This window comes from Streptomyces hawaiiensis (genome assembly GCF_004803895.1).
Lineage (GTDB): Bacteria > Actinomycetota > Actinomycetes > Streptomycetales > Streptomycetaceae > Streptomyces > Streptomyces hawaiiensis.
The window spans coordinates 4,206,277-4,228,923 of record NZ_CP021978.1 but is presented as its reverse complement, the minus strand read 5'-3'; the positions used below and the strand labels follow the sequence as shown (position 1 = coordinate 4,228,923).

Annotated in this window: 20 protein-coding genes and 4 tRNA genes; 11 read left to right on the top strand and 13 right to left on the bottom strand. The window is 69.2% G+C overall.

Annotation, left to right across the window (positions count from 1 at the left end; translation table 11 throughout):
- Nucleotides 1-42: 42 nt before the first annotated feature.
- The 8 genes from CEB94_RS19450 to CEB94_RS19415 all read right to left on the bottom strand — a co-directional run bounded on the left by CEB94_RS19450 (nucleotide 43) and on the right by CEB94_RS19415 (nucleotide 4,644).
- Nucleotides 43-118 (bottom strand) — tRNA-Gly (locus CEB94_RS19450).
- 22 nt (nucleotides 119-140) lie between these two features.
- Entirely contained in the window at nucleotides 141-761 is a 621-nt protein-coding gene (locus CEB94_RS19445; RefSeq protein ID WP_175433445.1) for a response regulator transcription factor, read from the bottom strand.
- Nucleotides 758-2,041: a sensor histidine kinase gene (locus CEB94_RS19440; protein ID WP_175433444.1), complete on the bottom strand. Its 1,284-nt coding sequence runs from the start codon at nucleotides 2,039-2,041 to the stop codon at nucleotides 758-760. The genes CEB94_RS19445 and CEB94_RS19440 overlap by 4 nt, the downstream gene beginning before the upstream one ends.
- 22 nt (nucleotides 2,042-2,063) lie before the next feature.
- Entirely contained in the window at nucleotides 2,064-2,867 is an 804-nt protein-coding gene (locus CEB94_RS19435; RefSeq protein WP_175433443.1) for an ABC transporter permease, read from the bottom strand.
- A complete protein-coding gene (locus CEB94_RS19430; protein ID WP_175433442.1) occupies nucleotides 2,864-3,835 on the bottom strand; it encodes an ABC transporter ATP-binding protein in 972 nt (323 codons plus the stop codon). The genes CEB94_RS19435 and CEB94_RS19430 overlap by 4 nt, the downstream gene beginning before the upstream one ends.
- 132 nt (nucleotides 3,836-3,967) lie before the next feature.
- Nucleotides 3,968-4,040, bottom strand: a tRNA-Gly gene (locus CEB94_RS19425).
- An 80-nt stretch (nucleotides 4,041-4,120) separates the two neighbouring features.
- Nucleotides 4,121-4,192: transfer RNA gene (locus CEB94_RS19420), tRNA-Gly, on the bottom strand.
- Nucleotides 4,193-4,326: 134 nt separating this feature from the next.
- A complete protein-coding gene (locus CEB94_RS19415; RefSeq protein ID WP_175437067.1) occupies nucleotides 4,327-4,644 on the bottom strand; it encodes a histone-like nucleoid-structuring protein Lsr2 in 318 nt (105 codons plus the stop codon).
- 322 nt (nucleotides 4,645-4,966) lie between these two features.
- On the opposite strand from CEB94_RS19415, the gene purS reads away from it, so the two are divergent.
- From purS to purM, 9 genes are all read left to right on the top strand, one after another.
- Complete coding sequence (purS, locus tag CEB94_RS19410; RefSeq protein WP_031137820.1) at nucleotides 4,967-5,230, top strand: phosphoribosylformylglycinamidine synthase subunit PurS; 264 nt, start codon at nucleotides 4,967-4,969, stop codon at nucleotides 5,228-5,230.
- Nucleotides 5,227-5,931: a phosphoribosylformylglycinamidine synthase subunit PurQ gene (gene purQ, locus CEB94_RS19405; RefSeq protein ID WP_175433441.1), complete on the top strand. Its 705-nt coding sequence runs from the start codon at nucleotides 5,227-5,229 to the stop codon at nucleotides 5,929-5,931. Before purS ends, purQ begins: the two co-directional genes overlap by 4 nt.
- The gene (purL, locus tag CEB94_RS19400; protein ID WP_175433440.1) at nucleotides 5,928-8,186 is read left to right on the top strand and encodes a phosphoribosylformylglycinamidine synthase subunit PurL; all 2,259 of its coding nucleotides are present in this window, start codon (nucleotides 5,928-5,930) and stop codon (nucleotides 8,184-8,186) included. Before purQ ends, purL begins: the two co-directional genes overlap by 4 nt.
- A gap of 113 nt (nucleotides 8,187-8,299) precedes the next feature.
- The gene (locus CEB94_RS19395) at nucleotides 8,300-8,800 is read left to right on the top strand and encodes an ArsR/SmtB family transcription factor (protein ID WP_175433439.1); all 501 of its coding nucleotides are present in this window, start codon (nucleotides 8,300-8,302) and stop codon (nucleotides 8,798-8,800) included.
- A 17-nt stretch (nucleotides 8,801-8,817) separates the two neighbouring features.
- Nucleotides 8,818-9,651, top strand: a complete 834-nt coding sequence (locus tag CEB94_RS19390) for a M23 family metallopeptidase (protein ID WP_175433438.1) — start codon at nucleotides 8,818-8,820, stop codon at nucleotides 9,649-9,651.
- 10 nt (nucleotides 9,652-9,661) lie between these two features.
- Entirely contained in the window at nucleotides 9,662-10,459 is a 798-nt protein-coding gene (locus tag CEB94_RS19385; protein WP_175433437.1) for a maleylpyruvate isomerase family mycothiol-dependent enzyme, read from the top strand.
- Between the two features lie 37 nt (nucleotides 10,460-10,496).
- Nucleotides 10,497-11,270 (top strand): META domain-containing protein, encoded by a 774-nt coding sequence (locus CEB94_RS19380; RefSeq protein ID WP_175433436.1) that lies wholly within the window; start codon nucleotides 10,497-10,499, stop codon nucleotides 11,268-11,270.
- Between the two features lie 63 nt (nucleotides 11,271-11,333).
- A complete protein-coding gene (gene purF / locus CEB94_RS19375) occupies nucleotides 11,334-12,863 on the top strand; it encodes an amidophosphoribosyltransferase (RefSeq protein WP_175433435.1) in 1,530 nt (509 codons plus the stop codon).
- A 45-nt stretch (nucleotides 12,864-12,908) separates the two neighbouring features.
- Nucleotides 12,909-13,988 (top strand): phosphoribosylformylglycinamidine cyclo-ligase, encoded by a 1,080-nt coding sequence (gene purM / locus CEB94_RS19370; protein WP_175433434.1) that lies wholly within the window; start codon nucleotides 12,909-12,911, stop codon nucleotides 13,986-13,988.
- 90 nt (nucleotides 13,989-14,078) lie between these two features.
- On the opposite strand, the gene CEB94_RS19365 is transcribed toward purM, so the two are convergent.
- Both CEB94_RS19365 and CEB94_RS19360 read right to left on the bottom strand, forming a co-directional pair.
- Nucleotides 14,079-14,324: a DUF3073 domain-containing protein gene (locus tag CEB94_RS19365; RefSeq protein ID WP_053669978.1), complete on the bottom strand. Its 246-nt coding sequence runs from the start codon at nucleotides 14,322-14,324 to the stop codon at nucleotides 14,079-14,081.
- A 308-nt stretch (nucleotides 14,325-14,632) separates the two neighbouring features.
- Complete coding sequence (locus CEB94_RS19360; RefSeq protein WP_175433433.1) at nucleotides 14,633-15,736, bottom strand: Leu/Phe/Val dehydrogenase; 1,104 nt, start codon at nucleotides 15,734-15,736, stop codon at nucleotides 14,633-14,635.
- A gap of 223 nt (nucleotides 15,737-15,959) precedes the next feature.
- Here CEB94_RS19360 and CEB94_RS19355 point away from each other — a divergent pair, with 223 nt between their 5' ends.
- Together CEB94_RS19355 and bldC are read left to right on the top strand one after the other, a co-directional pair.
- Complete coding sequence (locus CEB94_RS19355; RefSeq protein WP_175433432.1) at nucleotides 15,960-16,805, top strand: DUF8083 family protein; 846 nt, start codon at nucleotides 15,960-15,962, stop codon at nucleotides 16,803-16,805.
- A 599-nt stretch (nucleotides 16,806-17,404) separates the two neighbouring features.
- Entirely contained in the window at nucleotides 17,405-17,611 is a 207-nt protein-coding gene (gene bldC, locus CEB94_RS19350; protein WP_003949541.1) for a developmental transcriptional regulator BldC, read from the top strand.
- Nucleotides 17,612-18,074: 463 nt separating this feature from the next.
- On the opposite strand, the gene CEB94_RS19345 is transcribed toward bldC, so the two are convergent.
- The 3 genes from CEB94_RS19345 to hrpA all read right to left on the bottom strand — a co-directional run bounded on the left by CEB94_RS19345 (nucleotide 18,075) and on the right by hrpA (nucleotide 22,603).
- Entirely contained in the window at nucleotides 18,075-18,278 is a 204-nt protein-coding gene (locus tag CEB94_RS19345; protein WP_175433431.1) for a DUF6274 family protein, read from the bottom strand.
- 212 nt (nucleotides 18,279-18,490) lie between these two features.
- A tRNA-Asp gene (locus CEB94_RS19340) sits at nucleotides 18,491-18,565 on the bottom strand.
- Between the two features lie 93 nt (nucleotides 18,566-18,658).
- Complete coding sequence (gene hrpA, locus CEB94_RS19335; protein WP_175433430.1) at nucleotides 18,659-22,603, bottom strand: ATP-dependent RNA helicase HrpA; 3,945 nt, start codon at nucleotides 22,601-22,603, stop codon at nucleotides 18,659-18,661.
- Nucleotides 22,604-22,647 lie beyond the last annotated feature (44 nt).

Sequence of the window (22,647 nt, the reverse complement as noted above, 5' to 3'; positions counted from 1 at the left end):
GACACAGAGAAGCCCCCCGGCCGGAACCGGGGGGCTTCTCGATGGAGCGAACGACGAGGTTCGAACTCGCGACCTCAACCTTGGCAAGGTTGCGCTCTACCAACTGAGCTACGTTCGCATGCGCCGTGGCGCGAGAACCACTATACCCAACCTCGCTCCCGCGCGAGTCGTACCGCCGCATGCCGGTTCTCCGCACCGAGCTTCGACACGGCCGACGACAGATAGTTGCGCACGGTCCCCTGCGACAGCGCGGCCCGCTCGGCGATCTCCGCGACGGGCGCTCCGTCGGCGGCCAGTTCCAGGACCTCGGCCTCCCGCGCGGTCAGCGGCGAGTCCCCGGCGGCGATCGCGTCGGCGGCCAACTCCGGGTCGACGTAACGGTTCCCGGCGTGCACCGTACGGATGAGCTCCGCGAGCCGCTGCGCGCTCACCGTCTTCGGCACGAACCCCCGCACCCCGGCCTCCAGCGCTCGCTTCAGATGCCCAGGGCGCCCGTGGCTGGTGACGATGAGCACCTTGCATCCGGGCAGTTCGGCCCGTAGGGATGTGGCGACCTTCACACCGTCGGCGCCGGGCATCTGGAGATCCAGCACGGCGACATCGGGCTTGTGCGCCCGGGCCATCGCCATCGCCTCGGGCCCGGTGGCCGCCTCGGCGACGATGACGAGGTCGTCCTCCAGTGACAGCAGCGCGGCGAGCGCCCCGCGGATGAGGTGCTCGTCATCGGCGAGCAGCAGCCGGACCGGCTCCACGGCCGTCATGAAGTGACCTCACTCACGGAACGCATTCCAACGGCGGCCGGGACGGCGTCGGAAGGGGCGGAACGCGACGGCAGCGGAATCTCCGCCGTCAGCCGGAACAGCCCTTGCCCGGCCGGACCGGCCTCCAGCGTCCCGTCGATCTCCGCCAGCCGTTCCCGCAGCCCGGCGAGCCCCGAGCCGGTCGGCCCGGCCCCGGACTCCGTCCCCGCCTCGCTCACCCCGTCGTTCTCCACGGACAACACCACCCGTCCCTCCAGCACCCGCAGTCGCACGGCACACCGCCGCGTGTCCCCATGCCGCAGGACGTTCGTCGCGGCCTCCCGCACCACCCACCCCAGGGCGGACTGCACCGCGGCCGGCAGCCCCGCCGCCGGCACCCCGCCGACGGTGCAGTCGATGCCGGCCGCCGACAGCACCCCTTGCGCACCGGCGAGTTCCGACCCGAGGTCGGCCTCCCGGTAGCCGCGCACGACCTCCCGCACCTCCCGCTGCGACTCCTGCGCGAGCCGCTGCACCTCGACCATCTGTGTCACGGCCTCCGGCCGCCCCCGCTGGGCCAGCTGCACGGCCAGCTCGCTCTTGAGGGCGATCACGGCGAGGTTGCGCCCCATCACGTCGTGCAGATCACGCCCGAACCTCAGCCGTTCCTCGGCCACGGCGAGCCGGGCGCGGGTCTCGCGGGCTTCGTCGAGTTCGAAGACGGCGTTCATCAGCCACACCGAGAAGACGGCCGTGAAGGTGATGAACATGCCGCCGACCAGCACGATCAGCGCGGTGAAGAGCGCCGTGAGCGCGGAGGCTCCGAGCGCGAACGCCACGATCCAGGTGCCGGCAGCGAAGCCGCCCGCGATGCCGAACGCGCGCCGCCGGTCGCGGACGCCGAGCGCGATGATGCCGGGACCGAAGACCAGGATCACTCCGAAGACGCCACCGGCGGCGGTGTCGACGCTCTCGCCGTCGGGTCCGAGCTCGGCGAGGCCGATCGCCGCCGCGGCGATCGTGGCGGTGACGGCGGCCAGTGTCCACATCAGCGCGGTGGGCTGGGGCCTGCGGCCCCGTGTCCAGTCGATCGCCCGTGACACGGTCACGAAGCAGAGGGTGGCGTGCACGGCCACCACCAGCATGACGGCACTGCCCAGCCGCGCCCCGAGCGGAGGCACGGACGTGAGCCCGACGGAGAAGAACTCCATCACCGCGAAGAAGTGGAACGACCACCGCGTGTACGTCTCGACCTTCTCCGGCGTGCTCTTGTGCCGCCACCACCTGCCCGGCGTGCGCATCGGCCCGTCACTCCCCCTTCGGTCAGCGCCGCGGTTCCCAGCGGAACCACCGCCGTACAGCAAACACCCCGATGAGGATCCAGGCCATGGCGCTCGCGAGCGCGCCCAGTGCCTCGTACGCGGAGAGGTCCCCGGTCCAGCCGCCGCGCACCAGCGTGACGACGGGCGTCAGCGGCAGCAGCTCGCAGACGGAGGCCACCCGGTCCGGCATCAGCTCCAGCGGCCAGAACATGCCGGAGCCGATCATCGAGACCATCAGCAGCGGCATGGGCGTGACCTGGGCGCTCTCGCCGGTCCGGGTGAAACTCGCGGTGGCCGCTGCGAGGGCGGCGCACATCACGAAACCCAACAGCAGACCCAGGACGGCCAGATGGGGCGCCGACGGCGCGGACAGGTCCAGCAGCGCGACGCAGCCCCCCGCCAGCAGCAGGCACTGGACCAACCCGGTGAGGACGGCCGGCAGGGCGGAGCCGGCCAGGATCTCGACGTCCCGCAGCTCACCGGTGCGCAGCCGCTTGAGGAAGAGCTCCTCACGCCGGACGACGAACGTGCCGACGAGCACCGAGTAGACGGCGAACAGCAGGGAGAAGCCGACCGCGGCGGGCAGTACCAGGGTGCCGGCGCTCAGCCCCGCCTCGGCGAGGTCCATGTCCTCGGCCGCCGCCCGGACGCTGAACGGCATGATCAGCGGCACGAACAGCGCGGCGAAGAGCGCGCCCTTGGTCCGCCCGAGCAGGGTCAGTTCGGCGCGGGCGAGAGCGGTCATGCGGCTCAGCGGGGTCGTCGCCGCCGCTGCCGGGCGGGGCGTCGTGTGCGTGGCGGTCATGCCGCGTACTCCTTCGTCGTCATGCCGGTGGCCTGCTCCGTGGAGACGTTCGTGGCGATCCCGAGGAACGCCTCCTCCAGGGAGGCCGAGCGCACGTCCAGGCGGCGCAGCTCGACCCGGGCCTGTGCGGCCCACATCAGCAGCCCGGTGGCCGTGCGCTGCAGTTCGTGGGTGCGGAGCCGGAGGGTGCGGCCGTCGGCCTCGTGCCCGGTGACGCCCAGCTCGCCGAGCGGCGGAAGGTCGCCGACGAAGTAGCCGTCGGGCAGCTCGAAGGAGATCCGCGACGGCTCCGCCGCGGTCACCTCGGCCGGAGTCCCGGTGGTGGCGATACGGCCCTCGTGCATGATCGCGAGCCGGTCGGCGAGGTTCTCGGCCTCCTCCAGGTAGTGCGTGGTCAGCAGCACCGTCGTCCCGCCGTCGCGCAGCGCGCTCACCAACTCCCAGGTGGCCCGGCGGCCTTCGGCGTCCAGCCCGGTGGACGGTTCGTCGAGGAAGAGCACCTCGGGATCGCCGAGCAGGGCGAGCGCCAGGTCGAGGCGGCGCCGCTGGCCGCCGGACAGCTGCTTGACCCGGATGCCGGCCTTCGACTCCAGGCCGACCAGCGCCAGTACCTCCGCGGGCGGCCGGGCCCCGCTCACGCAGCCCGCCCACATCCGCGCGGTCTCGGCGACGGTGAGCTCGGAGGGAAAGCCGCCTTCCTGGAGCATCACGCCGGTGCGGGGCCGTACGGCGGCCCGGTCGGTGTACGGGTCGTGCCCGAGGACCCGCACCCGTCCGCCGGCCGGCTCCGCGAGTCCCTCCAGGAGTTCCACGGTCGACGTCTTGCCCGCGCCGTTGGTGCCGAGCAGTGCGAAGATCTCCCCGCGTCGGACGGAGAAACTGATTCCGCGTACCGCCTCGAACCCGCCCCCGTACACACGTCGCAGGTCAGTGACCTCAATCACGTGATCGTGTCCGTTGGTTTCCATGCCTTCAGCGTTCCGCCCCGACAGCCCCGGGAGCAGTGCGCGCTGTCATCACTCGGCATGACAAATGTCAGAAGGAGAGGGCGGAACACGATGAAGGCCCCGGTCCTGATGGACCGGGGCCTTCATTCCCTGAGCGGACGACGAGGTTCGAACTCGCGACCTCAACCTTGGCAAGGTTGCGCTCTACCAGCTGAGCTACGTCCGCATTGCTCCCGACCAGCTTTCACCGATCGGTGCGGGCACCAGCCTACCTGATCCACAAGAGTGGCCGGTACGGCGATGCAGAGCGGGTGACAGGAATCGCACACTGCGCCTTCCCCCTGGAAGGGGGATGTTCTACTACTGAACTACACCCGCATGTTTCCGTGAGCCGGGCCTTTCGGCCTCGCCCCTCGGCGTGCTCCAGACTCTAGCTGATCAGCCGGGGTGCTGCGCAAGTCGGTTGCCGCGAGGGGCGGGTGGCCGGGGATCGGCCCGGGCTCGACGGGCCGTCACTGCGCGGCGGTGAACGCCTCGTAGACCTTCTTGGGGATGCGCCCGCGGGCGGGGACGTCCATCTTGTTGGCCTGAGCCCAGGCGCGCACGGCCGACGGGTCGGGGGCGACCTCCGTCTGCCGGTACGCCTTGCCCGAGCGGGACCGCTTGCGGCCGGCCTCCACGTAGGGCGCGAGCGCCTTCCGCAGTTCTCCGGCGTTGACTTCGCTCAGGTCGATCTCGTACGACTTGCCGTCCAGTCCGAAGGCGATCGTTTCCGTCGCTTCCGAGCCGTCGATGTCGTCAAAGAGAGTGACCACGACCTTCTGCGCCACGAATATCGGTCCCTTCATGCGGCACTTTGTCAATTCATTTGTACAGTGCCTGGCAATACATTGTGAAGCCCGACTAAATCCTTCCGCGTGTCCAAAATCAAGAGGGAGCGGAGCGACTTCATTGGAAGGGTGGTGGCGGGAGACAGGCCCGCGCAATAGGTTTCGGGTGTCGATCCGGAATCTTTCCCGAAAATTTCTTGTACGGGTCCGTCGATGCCGGATCGTGATGACGGTCACGTAGTTTCCTACAAGTCAACGCGCGTAGAAATTTTGGGCGGGTAGTCTGAAGGGACCTGCTCAGCACCACACACCGGGAGTGCCAGTGGCACGCGTCGTAGTCGACGTCATGCTCAAGCCGGAGATCCTCGACCCCCAGGGCCAGGCGGTGCAGCGCGCACTGCCGCGGCTGGGATTCGACGGGATCTCGGACGTCCGCCAGGGAAAGCGTTTCGAACTGGAAGTTGACGGGCCGGTCGACGAGGCCGCCCTCGCCCGCATTCATGATCTTGCGGAGTCCTTCCTCGCGAACACCGTGATCGAGGACTTCACGATCCGGGTCGAGGAAGTCGCGGAGGCCGCGAAGTGACCGCTCGTATTGGCGTCGTCACTTTTCCCGGCAGCCTGGACGACCGTGACACCCAGCGCGCGATCCGCGTCGCGGGCGCCGAGCCGGTCGCCCTCTGGCACAAGGACAAGGACCTCAAGCAGGTCGACGCCGTGGTGCTGTGCGGTGGTTTCTCCTACGGCGACTATCTGCGCGCCGGGGCCATCGCCCGTTTCTCGCCGGTGATGGAGCCCCTGCTGGAGCAGGCGAAAGCCGGTCTGCCGGTGCTCGGCATCTGCAACGGCTTCCAGATCCTCACCGAGGCCCATCTGCTGCCGGGCACGATGCTCCGCAACAACCACCTGCACTTCATCTGCCGCGACCAGAAGCTGCGGGTGGAGAACGCCGGGACCGCCTGGACCACCGACTACGCGCCCGGCCAGGAGATTCACATCCCGCTGAAGAACAACGACGGGCAGTACGTCGCCGACGCGTACACGCTCGACAAGCTGGAGGCCGAGGGCCGCGTCGCGTTCCGCTACGTGGTCCGCGGCGAAGCCGCTGATGGATGCGGCAACCCCAACGGCTCCCAGCGCGACATCGCCGGTGTCAGCAACGAGGCAGGCAACGTGGTCGGCCTCATGCCGCACCCGGAGCACGCCGTGGAGCCGCTGATCGGTACGGGTCGTACCGACGGTCTGCCGTTCTTCACCTCGATCCTCAAGAAGCTGGTCAACGCATGAGCCGGACGCCTCTGGACACGGTCGAGCACGCGGCCGCGACCCCCGACGTCGAGCTGCCCTGGGCCGAACTGGGCCTGAAGAAGGACGAGTACGAGCGGGTCGTGGAGATCCTCGGCCGCCGGCCCACCGGGGCCGAGCTCGCCATGTACTCGGTGATGTGGTCGGAGCACTGCTCGTACAAGAGCAGCAAGGTGCACCTGCGCCAGTTCGGCGAGAAGGCCCCCGAGTCCGACGCGATGCTCGTCGGTATCGGTGAGAACGCCGGTGTCGTGGACGTCGGCCAGGGCTACGCCGTCACCTTCAAGGTCGAGTCCCACAACCACCCGTCGTACGTCGAGCCCTACCAGGGCGCGGCCACCGGTGTCGGCGGCATCGTCCGCGACATCATCGCCATGGGCGCCCGCCCGGTCGCGGTCGTCGACCCGCTGCGGTTCGGCGCGGCCGACCACCCCGACACCAAGCGCGTCCTGCCGGGCGTCGTCGCGGGCATCGGCGGCTACGGCAACTGCCTGGGTCTGCCCAACATCGGCGGCGAGGTCGTCTTCGACGCCTGCTACCAGGGCAACCCGCTGGTCAACGCCGGTGCCATCGGCGTCATGCGGCACGAGGACATCCACCTCGCGAAGGCCTCCGGCGCGGGCAACAAGGTCATCCTGTACGGGGCCCGGACCGGCGGTGACGGCATCGGCGGCGCCTCGATCCTGGCCTCGGAGACCTTCGACGACGCCAAGCCGTCGAAGCGCCCGGCCGTGCAGGTCGGCGACCCCTTCCAGGAGAAGCTCCTCATCGAGTGCACCCTGGAGGCCTTCGCCGAGAAGCTGGTCGTCGGCATCCAGGACCTCGGTGCCGCGGGCCTGTCCTGCGCCACCTCCGAGCTCGCCTCCAACGGCTCCGGCGGCATGCGCGTCACCCTGGACGACGTCCCGCTGCGCGACTCCACGCTCTCGCCCGAGGAAATCCTCATGAGCGAGTCGCAGGAACGCATGTGCGCGGTCGTCGAGCCGGGGAAGGTCGACCGCTTCCTGGAGATCTGCGAGAAGTGGGACGTCATCGCCACCGTCATCGGTGAGGTGACCGACGGCGACCGCCTGGAGATCTACTGGCACGGCGGCAAGATCGTCGACGTCGACCCGCGCACGGTCGCGCACGAGGGTCCGGTCTACGAGCGCCCGTACGCCCGCCCGTCCTGGCAGGACGAGCTCCAGGCCGACGACGCGAACAAGCTGCCGCGGCCGACGACCTCCGAGGAGCTGAAGGACCAGGTCCTCAAGCTGGTCGGCTCCCCGAACCAGGCCTCCAAGTCCTGGATCACCAGCCAGTACGACCACTTCGTGCAGGGCAACACCGTCCTCGCCCAGCCCGAGGACTCCGGCATGATCCGGATCGACGAGGAGACCGGCCTCGGCGTGGCCATCGCCACGGACGGCAACGGCCGGTACGCCAAGCTCGACCCGTACCACGGCGCCCAGCTTGCGCTGGCGGAGGCGTACCGCAACGTGGCCACCACCGGCGCCAAGCCGCTGGCCGTCTCCGACTGCCTCAACTTCGGCTCGCCCGAGGACCCGGCCGTGATGTGGCAGTTCGCGGAGGCCGTGCGCGGTCTCGCGGACGCCTGCCAGCAGCTCGGCACCCCGGTGACCGGCGGCAACGTCTCGCTGTACAACCAGACCGGCGAGGCGGCCATCCACCCGACGCCGGTGGTCGCGGTCCTCGGCGTGATCGATGACGTGGCCCGCCGCACGCCCGTCGCCTTCCAGGAGGAGGGGCAGCTGCTCTACCTCCTCGGCGACACGCGTGAGGAGTTCGGTGGCTCGGCCTGGTCGCAGGTCGTGCACGACCACCTCGGCGGTCTGCCGCCCGAGGTCGATCTGGAGCGCGAGCGGCTGCTCGCCGAGATCCTGATCTCCGCCTCCCGCGACGGCATGATCGACTCGGCGCACGACCTGTCCGACGGCGGTCTGATCCAGGCGGTCGTCGAGTCGGCGCTGCTCGGCGGCAAGGGCGCCCGTCTGATCGTCCCGGACGGGCTGGACGCCTTCACCTTCCTGTTCTCCGAGTCGGCGGGCCGCGCGGTCGTGGCCGTGCCGCGCTCGGAGGAGGTCCGCTTCAACGACATGTGCGGTGCGCGGGGCCTGCCGGCCACCCGCATCGGTGTCGTGGACGGCGACACCGTGGACGTCCAGGGCGAGTTCGCGCTCAGCCTGGCCGAGCTGCGCGAGACGCACGAGGGCACGATCCCGGCGCTGCTGGCGTAGTCGACCTGTTCCGAAGCCCCCGTCCGGTCCACCGGCGGGGGCTTCGCCGTGTCCGGACAAGCCGGCGCGATCTCGTTCTTGTACGGAACTACGTAGTTCCGTAATATCAACGCGTGGAACTGGAACAGCGTGTCGCCGCCCTCGAACACCGTCTGGCGGCCCTGGAAGGCGCCCAGCGCACCGGCCCCCGTCTCGACGGGAGCGACTTCTGGGCCCTGAACGGGCTCAGGGAGCAGCTGTCCGAGGCCGGGGCAGCCGACGGCGGTGTCCTCTACACCGGCTCCGTGCGCCTGCCGACGGGCGAGGCGTACTCGTGGCAGATGGCGGCTCTCACGGAGAGCCTGCTGGAGGACGACTGGACGACGGCCGCCGAGTCGTTCGCAGCGCTCGGACACCCGGTCCGGATCCGCCTGCTCCGCGAGATCCTCGGCGGTCGGCGCACCGCCGCCGAACTCGCCGAGCCGGCCGAGCTCGGCACGACCGGCCAGATCTACCACCACCTGCGCCAGCTCACCGGCACGGGCTGGCTGCACACGACCGGCCGGGGCCGCTACGAGGTGCCCCCGGGGCGGGTCGTACCGCTGCTGGTGGCGCTGGCGACCACCCGGCCGTAGACGAACTGGGGGACTGGATGTCCGCACGCAAGCTCGGCATGGTGGCTTTCCGGGGCCTTCAGCTGGCCTTCATCGGCCTGGTCACGGCCCATATCTGCTTCGACTGGGGCTACCACGTCCTGTGGAACTGCCTGGTACTGGTCCTCGCGTACGCCGTCGTCACCGTCGCCAACCGCTGGGGCGGCGCCCCGGACGACCCCCGGGTCGCCCGTGAGCCCCTGGAGGTCGCCCCGCCCGTGACCGGCCGCTGGTCGGCGCTGAACAGCCCGGCCGAGCGAACCCCGAGCCATGGCGTCCACGCCCACGGGCAGACGTACGCCATCGACATCCTCGCCGAGCCCGAGCCGGGAGCCCGCCCGGCCTTCCGCTGGCTGTGGCCGCTCGCCCGCCGTCCCCAGGACTTCCCGGCCTTCGGCGCCCCGATCCTCGCGGTCGCCGACGCCACGGTCGTACGGGCCGCGGACGGTCAGCGCGACCACCTCAGCCGCACCTCGCTGCTCGGGCTGCTCTACCTGCTGCTTGTCGAGGGCTCCGTGCGTGACATGGCCGGGGTGCACCGCATCCTCGGCAACCACCTCGTCCTCGACCTCGGCAACGGCACCCACGCCGCCTACGCCCACCTCCAGCGCGGCTCCCTCACCGTCCGCGAGGGCGACCGGGTGCGGGCCGGGCAGGTGCTCGCCCGCTGCGGCAACTCCGGTAACTCCTCCGAACCGCACCTGCACTTCCAGCTCATGGACGGCCCGGACCCGGATGCGGCCCGGGGCGTCCCCTTCACCTGGCAGGGCATCGGCGTGCCCTGCAACGGGGAGATCTTCGAGGCGCCTCCGGCTGTCGTAGGCCGCGCTTAGGCTGACTCCCATGCCACCGGCCAAGAAGCGCACCCGCAGCTACGACCCCGCCAAGATCCGCGCGGCCGTGCTCGCCCAGTTCGGGAACGTACGGCAGGCCGTCCACACCCTCACCCCCGGACAACTGGCGCTGCCGACTCGGCTCGGCGACTGGACGGTCCGGGAGCTCGCGGCCCACGTGACCATGGCCGTGGAGACCGTCAGTCGCAACCTCGACCGCGAGGAGCCGGCGAAACCGGAGCTCACCCTCCTCGACTGGCCTTTCGCCACCGCCGCCCGAGCCGGGGACATCGACGACGGCACCCGGCAGCTCGCCGGGGCCCACCCCGACCTCGACGCCCTGTACGCCGAGACCGGGGAGCGCCTGGCCCAGAGACTCACGGACGCCTCCGGCACTCGCGTCCTCGCCGCCCGGACGGGCGCCATGACCCTCGCCGATTACCTGGTCACCCGCACCGTCGAACTCGTCGTCCACACCGACGACCTCAACGCCGCCGTCCCCGGCCTGGACATCCCCTACGACCGTCAGGCCCTGGCCACCTGCACCCGGCTGCTGGCCGACGCGCTCGCCGCGAAGGCCCCCGGCGGCTCGACGGAGGTACGGGTGCCGCCGTACGCGGTGGTGCAGTGCGTGGAAGGGCCGAGGCACACGCGGGGCACACCGCCCAACGTCGTCGAGACGGACCCGCTGACCTGGATCCGGCTGGCGACCGGGCGGATGGAATGGGCGCAGGCACTTGAGGACGCCAAGGTCAGCGCCAGCGGGGAGCGGGCGGACCTGTCGGCCTGCCTGCCCCTCATGAAATAAGGGGAACCGATCCCCCCGGGTCGTCCGTCGAAGTGGCATGGACAGGCAGAAGCAGCGCATGACTCTGACGGCCGCCGCCATGCTCGTCCCGCTCATGGCGGCCTGTGGCAGTGAGAAGGCGGACAGCGGCAGCGGCTCGGTCGGTGCCGACAAGCCGGTCACCGGCGTGCGGTGGAGCGTGGACAGCGTCACCGCGGACGGCAGGACGCACAAGGCCCCCACCGGCGCCCACGTGACCATCGACAAGGGCCGGGCCGAGGGCAGCTTCGGCTGCAACAACTTCAGTGCCGAGGCCACCGTCGACGGCGACCGCATCCGGCTGGGCAAGACCATGGCCACCGAGATGGCCTGCGAGGGCAAGCCCATGGCGTTCGAGAAGGCCCTCGCGCACGCCTTCTCCGACCAGGAGCTGAAGGCGAAGGTGGACGACGACCGCCTCACCCTCACCACCGGCCGGGGCGACACCGTCCACCTGACCGAGGCCGAGGACGCCCCGCTGGCCGGCACCAAGTGGACCGTCACGACCCCGAAGGCCGACGGCCGTGCCCACCTCACCTTCGACGAGAAGAAGGGCACCGTCTCCGGCAGCCTGGGCTGCAACAAGGTGAACGCCAAGGCCACGGTCCGCGACGGCCATATCACCCTCGGCCCCCCGGCCACGACCCGAATGATGTGCGAAGACTCACTCATGACCGGTGAGAAGACCCTGCTGCGTCTTTTCGACGGAAAGCTGAAGTACGGAGTCGATCACCAAACCCTCACGCTGACCAGCGAAAACGGTACGAGTGTGCGGGCGGTCGCCGAGCGGTGATCCACCGGAAAGTCCGGTATCCCCAATTCGGACCAGTGGTCGACCTCGCCTACACTCGGAGGCGTGCCACGTGGTGACGGACGACTCAACCACGACCTGCTCCCCGGTGAGAAGGGCCCCCAGGACGCTTGCGGCGTCTTCGGTGTCTGGGCTCCGGGCGAAGAGGTCGCCAAGCTCACGTACTTCGGGCTCTACGCCCTCCAGCATCGAGGCCAGGAATCCGCGGGGATCGCGGTCAGCAACGGCTCACAGATCCTCGTCTTCAAGGACATGGGCCTGGTTTCCCAGGTCTTCGACGAGACCTCCCTCGGTTCGCTCCAGGGTCACATCGCGGTCGGACACGCCCGCTACTCGACCACCGGTGCCTCCGTCTGGGAGAACGCCCAGCCGACCTTCCGCGCGACCGGACACGGATCCATCGCGCTCGGCCACAACGGCAATCTCGTCAACACCGCCCAGCTCGCCGAGATGGTCGCCGACCTGCCCAAGCAGGAAGGCGGCCGCACCCCGCGCGTCGCGGCGACCAACGACACCGACCTGCTCACAGCGCTCCTCGCGGCCCAGGTCGACGAGGACGGCAAGCCGCTGACCATCGAGAAGGCCGCTCACACCGTCCTTCCGCAGGTCAAGGGCGCCTTCTCGCTCGTCTTCATGGACGAGAACACTCTGTACGCGGCCCGTGACCCGCAGGGCGTCCGCCCGCTGGTCCTCGGCCGCCTGGAGCGCGGCTGGGTCGTCGCCTCCGAGTCCGCCGCCCTCGACATCTGCGGCGCCAGTTACGTCCGCGAGATCGAGCCGGGCGAGTTCGTCGCCATCGACGAGAACGGCCTGCGGACCTCCCGATTCGCGGACGCGAAGCCCAAGGGCTGTGTCTTCGAGTACGTCTATCTGGCCCGCCCGGACACCGACATCGCCGGCCGGAACGTGTACCTCTCCCGCGTGGAGATGGGCCGCAAGCTGGCGAAGGAGGCCCCGGCCGAGGCCGACCTGGTGATAGCGACCCCGGAGTCCGGCACGCCCGCGGCGATCGGCTACGCGGAGGCGTCCGGCATCCCGTTCGGCGCCGGCCTGGTCAAGAACGCGTATGTCGGACGGACCTTCATCCAGCCCTCGCAGACCATCCGCCAGCTGGGCATCCGCCTGAAGCTGAACCCGCTGAAGGAAGTCATCAAGGGCAAGCGCCTGGTCGTCGTCGACGACTCGATCGTGCGCGGCAACACCCAGCGGGCCCTGGTCCGCATGCTCCGCGAGGCGGGCGCCGCCGAGGTCCACATCCGGATCTCGTCCCCGCCCGTGAAGTGGCCCTGCTTCTTCGGCATCGACTTCGCCACCCGCGCCGAGCTCATCGCCAACGGCATGACGATCGACGAGATCGGCACCTCCCTGGGCGCCGATTCCCTGGCCTACATCTCCATCGACGGCATGATCGAGGCGACCACCATCGCCAAGCCGAACCTGTGCCGTGCCTGCTTCGACGGCGAGTACCCGATGGAGCTCCCGGACCCCGAGCTGCTCGGCAAGCAGCTGCTGGAGACGGAGCTGGCCGCCGGCCCGGCCGCCACGGCCGCCGCCGACGCGATCCGCCGCCCGTAGACGGCCCGTAACACCTGCCGTACGACACAAAGGTTCTCTTTAGCCATGTCCGAGAAACCCAATGCCGAGGGCGGCGCCAGCTACGCAGCCGCGGGCGTCGACATCGAAGCGGGCGACCGCGCCGTCGAACTGATGAAGGAGTGGGTGAAGAAGGCCCAGCGCCCCGAGGTCCTCGGCGGCCTCGGCGGCTTCGCCGGCCTCTTCGACGCCTCCGCCCTGAAGAACTACGAGCGGCCCCTGCTCGCCTCCGCCACGGACGGCGTCGGCACCAAGGTCGACATCGCCCGCCAGCTGGGCGTCTACGACAGCATCGGCCACGATCTGGTCGCCATGGTGATGGACGACATCGTGGTCTGCGGTGCCGAGCCGCTGTTCATGACCGACTACATCTGCGTCGGCAAGGTCCACCCCGAGCGGGTCGCCGCCATCGTCAAGGGCATCGCCGAGGGCTGTGTGCTGGCCGGCTGCGCCCTGGTCGGCGGCGAGACGGCCGAGCACCCGGGCCTGCTCGGCGAGGACGACTTCGACGTCGCCGGCGCCGGTACGGGCGTCGTGGAGGCCGACCGGCTGCTCGGCGCGGATCGCATCCGGTCGGGTGACGCGGTGATCGCCATGGCGTCCTCCGGGCTTCACTCGAACGGGTACTCCCTCGTCCGCCACGTCCTGCTGAACCAGGCGGGCCTGGCGCTGGACGCGCACATCGAGGAGCTCGGCCGCACCCTCGGCGAGGAGCTGCTGGAGCCGACGAAGATCTACTCGCTGGACTGTCTGGCTCTGATGCGCACCACTGAGGTGCACGCCTTCAGCCACATCACCGGCGGCGGACTCGCGGCCAACCTCGCCCGGGTGATCCCGGACGGGCTGCACGCGATCGTCGACCGCTCCACCTGGACGCCGGCCCCGATCTTCGACCTCGTCGGCCGCACGGGCAGCGTCGAGCGCCTGGAGCTCGAGAAGACCCTGAACATGGGCGTCGGCATGATCGCGATCGTGCCGCAGGAGTCCACGGATGTGGCCCTGGCGACCCTCGCCGACCGCGGCGTGGACGCCTGGGTGGCCGGAGAGATCACGGACCGGGGCGAGCACACCACCGGTGCCGCCCTGATCGGTGACTACGCGAGCTGAGGCACGGGGGTCGTGACCCCTGGCCTTGCAGGCAGCACAGAACCCGGTCGGTGACCGAAGTCACCGACCGGGTGAGTGCTCAGTGCAAGGTCAAGCGCCGCGACGATGCTGCGAGGACTGGCCGTCCTCGTCGTCGTCGTCCTCATAGAGGTCGGCGTACCGTGCGTACAGGTCGTCGTCCTCATCGTCTTCGAACGGCTCGCCGTTAGGCGGCTGCGGATTCGAAGGCGATGCACCCAGCTCCTCGGCCAGGCGTGAGAGGTCAGTCCCACCGCTGTTGTACTTCAGCTGGCGGGCGACCTTCGTCTGCTTGGCCTTGGCCCGGCCGCGCCCCATGGCTCGACCCCCTCAACGACGGGGCTCGACGGCCCCAGAGTCTTGACACGCGTTCATGGTCCGGCACGGACTCTCCGCGGAGAGACCGGTCCGTAGGGCTTCCACGGTACCTGAGCCCGCGCCCATACGGTACGTCGCCCGCATGACGTGCCCGCGCCCAGGACCTTCGAGGCGCCCCGTCCTCGCTGGTCAACCGCGATTTTAACCACTTATCGGCGGCCGACCCGCCGGTAGAAGTGAGAGTTCTCTCTAACTGCCCACCGACGGGTACCGGCCAAACGTACGAGACGCCCGGTAACGACCCGGGGTCAGCGTGCCCGGCGGGCCCGGGCCGCGTCGTGCATCCGCTGCTCGGCGATCCGGTCGGCCGCGGCGGCCGGCGGAATACCGTCCTCCTTCGCACGTGCGAATATGGCCAGCGTGGTGTCGAAGATCTTCGACGCCTTCGCCTTGCACCGCTCGAAGTCGAAGCCGTGCAGCTCGTCGGCGACCTGGATGACACCGCCGGCGTTCACCACGTAGTCCGGCGCGTAGAGGATCCCGCGGTCGGCGAGGTCCTTCTCCACGCCCGGGTGGGCGAGCTGGTTGTTGGCGGCGCCGCAGACCACCTCGGCGGTGAGCACCGGCACCGTCTCGTCGTTCAGGGCCCCGCCGAGCGCGCAGGGGGCGTAGATGCCCAGACCGTCGACGCGGATCAGTTCGTCGGTGTCCTTGACGGCGATGACGTCCCGGTGCCGCTCGGTGATCCGCCGCACGGCGTCCTCGCGCACGTCCGTGACGAACACCTCGGCGCCCTCCTTCACGAGGTGCTCCACCAGGTGGTGGCCGACCTTGCCGACGCCGGCGATGCCGACCCGCTTCGCGCGCAGCGAGGGGTCGCCCCACAGGTGCTGCGCGGAGGCACGCATGCCCTGGTAGACGCCGTAGGCGGTGAGGACGGAGGAGTCCCCGGCGCCGCCGTTCTCGGGGGAGCGGCCGGTGGTCCAGCGGCACTCGCGGGCCACGACGTCCATGTCGGCGACGTACGTGCCGACGTCGCAGGCGGTGACGTAGCGGCCGCCGAGGGAGGCGACGAAGCGGCCGTAGGCGAGGAGCAGCTCCTCGGTCTTGACGCGCTCCGGGTCACCGATGATCACGGCCTTGCCGCCGCCGTGGTCGAGACCGGCCATGGCGTTCTTGTACGACATGCCGCGGGCGAGGTTCAGCGCGTCGGCGACGGCCTCGGCCTCGTTCGCGTACGGGTAGAAGCGCGTACCGCCGAGCGCGGGGCCCAGGGCGGTGGAGTGGAGGGCGATGACGGCCTTGAGGCCGCTCGCGCGGTCCTGGCAGAGCACGACCTGCTCATGTCCTCCCTGGTCCGAGTGGAACAGGGTGTGCAGTACATCAGCAGGTGCGCCGGTTACGTCGGTCACTGTGGTGACTCCTGAGTAAGTTGCGGCGGGTGGAGACCAGCTCCCGTGTGGGTGGCGGGGACTGTTGAGCATGAGATTAGAGCCTGGTGGGCCCGCCGACCGCACCCTGCACGGGATCACCTCCGACCGGAGTACACCCGTGCGACGATTTGCATAGATTTCCCGCGCGACCGTGAGCGGGTTCCGCAGGTTTTCGCGGCGGTACGCGGGGGAGGGAGCAGGCGTGCCCAAGGTGACCTCGCTGATCGTCCCCTACGCGACCTACCTGCGCGTGTACGAACCGCTGGCCGCCTTCCCCGAACCGGAGCGCAGCCAGTGGACCGACTACGCCCGCCGGACGGACCGCCCCTCGTACCAGGACGAACTCCGACGCGCTCTGGCCGACGTGGCCCCCACACCGCCGGTTTTGGTGCCGGTGCACGAGAGCGAGGACGCCTTCGTGCTCGACGTCGACGGCGTCGTCTGCGTCTGCCCCTGGCGCACCCGGCTGCGCGGCTGGCTGGCTCTGGAAGAGCTCGACGAGGAGCTCCCCCCGCCGGTCATGGACGCGGTCCTGCCGCCCGTCCTGCGGCGCCAGGCGGCCCAGGACTACGAGCGCTGGCTGGCGATCAACCCGGACGCCCGACCGTGGATCCGGACGGCCACCTGGCAGGTGCCGATCAACTGGTTCGTGCTGGTCTCCGACGAGGAGCGCGAGTACGACAAGGGCGCCTCGGCCGACAGCCCGCCCGTGCTGCGCTACCGCACCCCCATGGTCCAGGCCCGGCGGCGGGTGGCCCGGGGCCTGCGCGCCCTGAGGGAGGCCATGGACGAGGGGCCGCTGATCGACGGCCTGGTGGACGTCGGGCGCTGGCTGGAGGAGTTCCACCCGCGCTCGCTCGTGGAGCTGGACTACGGCGGCCTGGTGCACGCGGTGCCGGCCGGGACGCTGGAGGACGATCATTCGGCGGCGGACGTGGCCGCGGGCATCGCCGCGCTGCGCCGGGGCGACGGGACGGCCGCGGGGGAGGCGTACGCCCGGCTCGTGGAGCGGTGGCGTTCCGTGCGGAATCTGCGGTCGGCCAACTGACCCCTGACCTTGATGTCCGTACAGACCGCTCGCAGTCGGTCACGAACTGACGTTTGACGAACCGCCCGATTTGGGGTTTCGTCCTCGCACCGAGTTCCTGAAGCGGGCTGTGTGTCTCCTGAGGCTTCGTCAGCAAGGGACGTAGGGCCCGATCCGGGCAGACCTCTCAAGTAGGCCAAGCGTGACGGACTACACGTACGAGGCTCTTGCGCCCCTTGCCCCTCCTCATGCCAAAATAGGACAAGGAGTCCGGGGAGGACTCCTTCCGTCCCGTGGTGCTGCACTATGGGTGGAATCTCAGCATTGCACGCTTTGGGGGGTCTGGTGACTTCCCGATCACCCTGTGACTGATCGTCACAGCGGTGTGACTGTCCGCTATGGCATGGTCCATCGGCTTCCGTCGCTGATGAACACCTGGAGGGGCAATTCCATCGGTTTGGCCGACGCGGCTGGACAGATGGTGTAGTTGTAGTGCCGAGGACAAGCCGTTCGTCCTATAACCGACTCGACTCGCGTCCGCCATTTCGGGCAACGCGGGTCAAGGTGCAGAATTTAGAGGAAAGAACCGAGAAGGTTCGGTTCTCCCGAGGAGGCCGCTCATGACCGCTCGCACCCCTGATGCCGAGCCGCTGCTGACCCCGGCTGAGGTCGCCACGATGTTCCGCGTCGACCCCAAGACGGTCACGCGGTGGGCGAAGGCCGGCAAGCTCACGTCGATCCGCACGCTCGGCGGGCATCGGCGCTACCGCGAGGCCGAGGTCCGCGCTCTGCTCGCGGGCATCCCGCAGCAGCGCAGCGAGGCCTGAACAACTGAATAACCGGACAAACCGGCTGGTTCCCCCAACCGGCCGTGACGTCCGGAACCACAGCTCCACACGACGCGGGATCTGCCCCAACAGGCCCCACGCCCAAGCCGGTCAGAGCTTGCCAGGCATATGACAGGGTGCGTCGTCGATCGCGCTGGACTCCGCCGGGTCCAGCGCGATCTTTTTTGTGCGCCCGCGGCGGGCCTGTCGGCCCTGCTGTGAGCGGCCTTGTAGGAGCCTGGGGAGGGGTGTCGGATCCCCTGTGTGCGGCACCTCGGACAGGGTGCAATTGCACATATTAAATTGACCCTTTGTAGGTGGGGCGTAAGTACCGCATTTTTCAAAACTCATGCGGTGACACCCGTCACATACTAAGCGGCTTGTTAGCTCTGCCGCAGGTACGGTAAAGGAGCCTCCGACTCCAGCAGCCCATGCCCGCACGGGTGTTGAGACCCCTCATGGATCATGCGGGCGCAGGGCTCTCCCCCTCCCGGGCCGGCGTCTGGGCCTGACCCTGGGCCTGGGCGGCGCGAGGCGCCGACTCCATCGCCAGCCGCAGCAGGTGATGGCATATCGGGCAGTGCCGCGTGAGGTGCCGGTACGACGACGCGGCCGACAGGTGCGCGCGCAGCAGCGCCCGCGTCTCGTGCCTAGCCGATGCCGCCATACGCCACCTCCAGAAGGCCGCACGGAGAACGGGCCCTGGTTCTGGGGTACCGACGGAATGAGGGGGCGTCAAGACGGCGTGTGGGGGCCCGGAAGGCTTACGAGGAGGTCAGGGCGCACAAAAGAACCCGGATCCGAAGATCCGGGTTCCGGCGAGGGCGGGCGGCCCTGACGCCAAAGAGCCCGGATCCGAAGATCCGGGCTCTCCCACTGCGGTCCTGACGGGATTTGAACCCGCGGCCTCCACCTTGACAGGGTGGCGAGCACTCCAAACTGCTCCACAGGACCAGGTTTCGCGGCGCCAATGGTGCGTTGCGCTGCGAGAAGAGACTCTACAGGAGGGTGAGCGCCTGGTCGAACTCACCCTGCGTGCGAGTGCCGTTACGGTGCCGCCGCGTCGATCGCCTTCACGATCCGCTTGTCGGAGACGGGGTACGCCGTACCGAGCGCGTGGGCGAAATAGCTGACCCGGAGCTCCTCGATCATCCAGCGGATGTCCAGAACCGACGACGGCACCGGACGGCCCTGCGGCAACTGCTCCAGGAGCCAGGCGTACTCGTCCTGCATCTCGTGGACCTTCTGCATCCGCGTGGTGTCCCGCTGGACGTTCGTCGCCATCTGCTGCAGACGACGGTCGGCCGCCACCAGGTAACGCATCAGGTCCGGCATGCGCCGCAGCCCCGCCTCCGTCACGAAACCCGGCTTCACGAGGGCGTCCAGCTGCCCCCGTACGTCCTGGAGGTTCGGCAGCAGCACGGTGCTTCGTACCCCCTTCAGACGTCGTTCACAGGCCTGCCAGGCGGCCAGGACCTGCTGCACCTGCCCCACCGTACGGACGGTCGTGTCGACGATCTCGGCACGCACCTTGTCGTACAGCTTGCGGTACGACTCCTCGTCCCACGCCGGCCCGCCGAAGTCCCCGATCAGCTTGTCCGCGGCGGCCATCGCGCAGTCGTCGAACAGACCCTGGACCGAGCCGTGCGGATTCGCCGACAGCGCCAGCTTCTGCGCGTTCGTCAGGCGATCGCTCGCGAATTTCGCCGGGTTGACCGGGATGTTGCGCAGAATCAGCCGACGCGTGCCCTTCCACATGGCCTGCGCCTGCTCCGCCTCCGTGTCGAAGAGGCGCACGGAGACCGTGTCGCCGTCATCGACCAGCGCCGGGTAAGCCTTGACCGGCTGGCCGGCCCGACGGGTCTCGAAGACCCGGGTGAGGCTGCCGATCGTCCAGTCGGTCAGGCCCGTGCGCTCCAGGGACTCACCACCGGAGCGCTCGGCGGTCGCCGCGGCCGCCTGGGAGAGAGCCTGGCGGGCCTTCGGACGCAGCGCGAGCTTCAGCGCCTCCAGGTCCTTGTCCTCGGCCAGTTTGCGGCGCCGCTCGTCGACGATCCGGAACGTGACCTTCAGATGGTCGGGGACTTTGGACAGATCGAAGTCGTCCGCCTCGAAGGGCACGCCCACCATGAGCCGCAACTCGCGGGTCATCGTCGCGGTGAGGGGCTCCTGGAGAGGGACGGACCGGTCCAAAAACGCCTTCGCGAAGTTCGGCGCGGGGACGTAATGCCGGCGGATCGGCTTGGGCAGCGACCGGATCAGCTCCGTCACCAGCTCCTCGCGCAGACCCGGGATCTGCCAGTCGAAACCCTCGTCCCTGACCTGGTTGAGGACCTGCAGCGGGACGTGGACGGTCACACCGTCGGCATCCGCGCCCGGCTCGAACTGGTACGTCACCCGGAACTTCAAGTTCCCCTGACGCCAGGAGTCCGGATAGTCGGCCTTGCTGACCTCACCCGCCTTCTCGTTGATGAGCATCTCGCGCTCGAAATCGAGGAAGTCGGGCTGCTCGTGCCGCTTGTGCTTCCACCAGGAGTCGAAGTGCGCCCCGGAAACGACGTGTTCGGGAATCCGCTGTTCGTAGAAGTCGTACAGCGTCTCGTCGTCGACCAGGATGTCCCGGCGCCGGGCCCGATGCTCCAGCTCCTCGACCTCGGTGAGAAGGCGGCGATTGTCCGAGAAGAACTTGTGGTGCGTACGCCAGTCACCCTCGACCAGCGCGTTCCGGATGAACAACTCACGGCTGACCTCCGGATCGATCCGCCCGTAGTTCACCTTCCGCTGCGCCACGATCGGCACGCCGTAGAGCGTGACCTTCTCGTACGCCATCACCGCCGCCTGGTCCTTCTCCCAGTGCGGCTCGCTGTACGTGCGCTTGACGAGGTGCGCGGCGAGGGGCTCGACCCACTCGGGCTCGATCCTGGCGTTGACACGGGCCCACAGGCGGGACGTCTCGACGAGCTCGGCGGACATCACGAAACGCGGGGGCTTCTTGAAAAGGGCCGAGCCGGGAAAGACCGCGAACTTGGCGCTCCGCGCCCCCAGATACTCGTTCTTCGCGCCTTCCTTCACGTCCTTCATACCGATGTGCGACAGCAGACCGGCCAGGAGCGAGAGATGGATACGGTCGGCCGGGGCGTCGTCCTCGTTGAGGTGGATGCCCATCTGCTTGGCGACCGTGCGCAACTGCGTGTAGATGTCCTGCCATTCACGGATGCGAAGGAAGTTCAGGTACTCCTGCTTGCACATCCGGCGGAAGGACGAAGAACCCCGCTCCTTCTGCTGCTCGCGGATGTAACGCCAGAGGTTCAGGTACGCCAGGAAATCGCTGGTCTCGTCCTTGAAACGAGCGTGCTGCTGGTCCGCCTGAGCCTGCTTGTCGGCCGGGCGCTCACGCGGATCCTGAATGGACAGCGCGGCGGCTATGACCATGACCTCGCGCGCACAGCCGTTCCTGTCCGCCTCCAGCACCATCCGGGCGAGCCGGGGGTCGACGGGCAGCTGGGCCAGCTTGCGGCCGGTGTCCGTGAGCCGCTTACGGGGGTCCTTCTGCGCCGGATCCAGAGCGTTCAGCTCCTGGAGCAGCTGCACACCGTCGCGGATGTTGCGGTGGTCCGGCGGGTCGATGAAGGGGAACTTCTCGATGTCGCCGAGGCCCGCCGCGGTCATCTGCAGGATGACGGAGGCGAGGTTCGTACGGAGGATCTCCGCGTCCGTGAACTCCGGGCGGGCGTCGAAGTCGTCCTCGCTGTACAGCCGGATGCAGATACCGTCCGACGTACGCCCGCAGCGGCCCTTGCGCTGGTTGGCGCTGGCCTGCGACACCGGCTCGATGGGCAGCCGCTGGACCTTGGTGCGGTGGCTGTAGCGAGAGATCCGGGCGAAGCCGGGATCGATGACGTACTTGATACCCGGGACCGTCAGCGAGGTCTCGGCGACATTCGTGGCCAGAACGATCCGGCGACCGGTGTGCGGCTGGAAGACACGGTGCTGCTCCGCATGGGAGAGCCGGGCGTAGAGCGGCAGGACCTCCGTGAAGCGGTAGTTCTTCTTGGTGAGCGCGTCCGCCGTGTCCCTGATCTCCCGCTCACCGGAGAGGAAGACGAGGATGTCCCCCTTGCCCTCCCCCTGCAACTCCTCCACGGCATCGGTGATCGCGGTGATCTGGTCGCGGTCGGCGTCGTCGCCGTCCTCCTCCAGCAGCGGCCGGTAACGGACCTCCACCGGATACGTACGGCCGCTGACCTCGACGATCGGGGCGTCACCGAAATGCCGCGAGAAACGCTCGGGGTCGATCGTGGCCGACGTGATGACGACCTTCAGGTCCGGCCGCTTCGGCAGCAGCTGGGCGAGATACCCCAGCAGGAAATCGATGTTGAGCGACCGCTCGTGGGCCTCATCGATGATGATCGTGTCGTAAGCACGCAGCTCGCGGTCGGTCTGGACCTCGGCGAGCAGAATGCCGTCCGTCATCAGCTTGACGAAGGTGGCGTCCGGATCGACCTGATCGGTGAAGCGGACCTTCCAGCCGACGGCCGCGCCGAGCGGGGTGTCCAGCTCCTCGGCGACACGCTCGGCGACCGTACGGGCGGCGATCCTGCGCGGCTGCGTGTGCCCGATCATGCCGCGTACGCCGCGCCCGAGCTCCAGGCAGATCTTGGGAATCTGCGTCGTCTTGCCGGAGCCCGTCTCACCGGCGACGATCACGACCTGGTGATCGCGGATGGCGTCGGCGATCGCGTCCTTCTTCTGGCTGACCGGCAACTGCTCGGGGTACGTGACCTCGGGCACGAGGGCACGCCGCCCGGCCATCCGTTCCTCGGCCCTGCCGACCTCCGCCTCGATCTCGGCGAGCACGGCGGCCCGGACCTCCGGCTTACGGATCTTGCGCGCACCTTCGAGCCTGCGCCCAAGCCGGTGCGCATCGCGCAGGGACAGCTCGGTCAGGCGGGGGGCGAGGGCGCCGAGGGCGGGGGCGGGGTGCGTAGACATACGGGGTCCAGGATCTCATCCTCCACAAATCAGTGGCGAACGGA

What these genes read in the sequence shown, in the direction of transcription:
- purL (WP_175433440.1), top strand. Translation starts at nt 5,928, where the DNA reads ATGAGCCGGACGCCTCTGGACACGGTCGAGCACGCGGCCGCGACCCCC.
- bldC (WP_003949541.1), top strand. Translation starts at nt 17,405, where the DNA reads ATGACCGCTCGCACCCCTGATGCCGAGCCGCTGCTGACCCCGGCTGAG.
- hrpA (WP_175433430.1), bottom strand. Translation starts at nt 22,603, where the DNA reads ATGTCTACGCACCCCGCCCCCGCCCTCGGCGCCCTCGCCCCCCGCCTG.
- CEB94_RS19345 (WP_175433431.1), bottom strand. Translation starts at nt 18,278, where the DNA reads ATGGCGGCATCGGCTAGGCACGAGACGCGGGCGCTGCTGCGCGCGCAC.
- CEB94_RS19430 (WP_175433442.1), bottom strand. Translation starts at nt 3,835, where the DNA reads ATGGAAACCAACGGACACGATCACGTGATTGAGGTCACTGACCTGCGA.
- CEB94_RS19435 (WP_175433443.1), bottom strand. Translation starts at nt 2,867, where the DNA reads ATGACCGCCACGCACACGACGCCCCGCCCGGCAGCGGCGGCGACGACC.
- CEB94_RS19390 (WP_175433438.1), top strand. Translation starts at nt 8,818, where the DNA reads ATGTCCGCACGCAAGCTCGGCATGGTGGCTTTCCGGGGCCTTCAGCTG.
- CEB94_RS19440 (WP_175433444.1), bottom strand. Translation starts at nt 2,041, where the DNA reads ATGCGCACGCCGGGCAGGTGGTGGCGGCACAAGAGCACGCCGGAGAAG.
- CEB94_RS19380 (WP_175433436.1), top strand. Translation starts at nt 10,497, where the DNA reads ATGGACAGGCAGAAGCAGCGCATGACTCTGACGGCCGCCGCCATGCTC.
- purM (WP_175433434.1), top strand. Translation starts at nt 12,909, where the DNA reads ATGTCCGAGAAACCCAATGCCGAGGGCGGCGCCAGCTACGCAGCCGCG.
- CEB94_RS19385 (WP_175433437.1), top strand. Translation starts at nt 9,662, where the DNA reads ATGCCACCGGCCAAGAAGCGCACCCGCAGCTACGACCCCGCCAAGATC.
- CEB94_RS19445 (WP_175433445.1), bottom strand. Translation starts at nt 761, where the DNA reads ATGACGGCCGTGGAGCCGGTCCGGCTGCTGCTCGCCGATGACGAGCAC.
- CEB94_RS19365 (WP_053669978.1), bottom strand. Translation starts at nt 14,324, where the DNA reads ATGGGGCGCGGCCGGGCCAAGGCCAAGCAGACGAAGGTCGCCCGCCAG.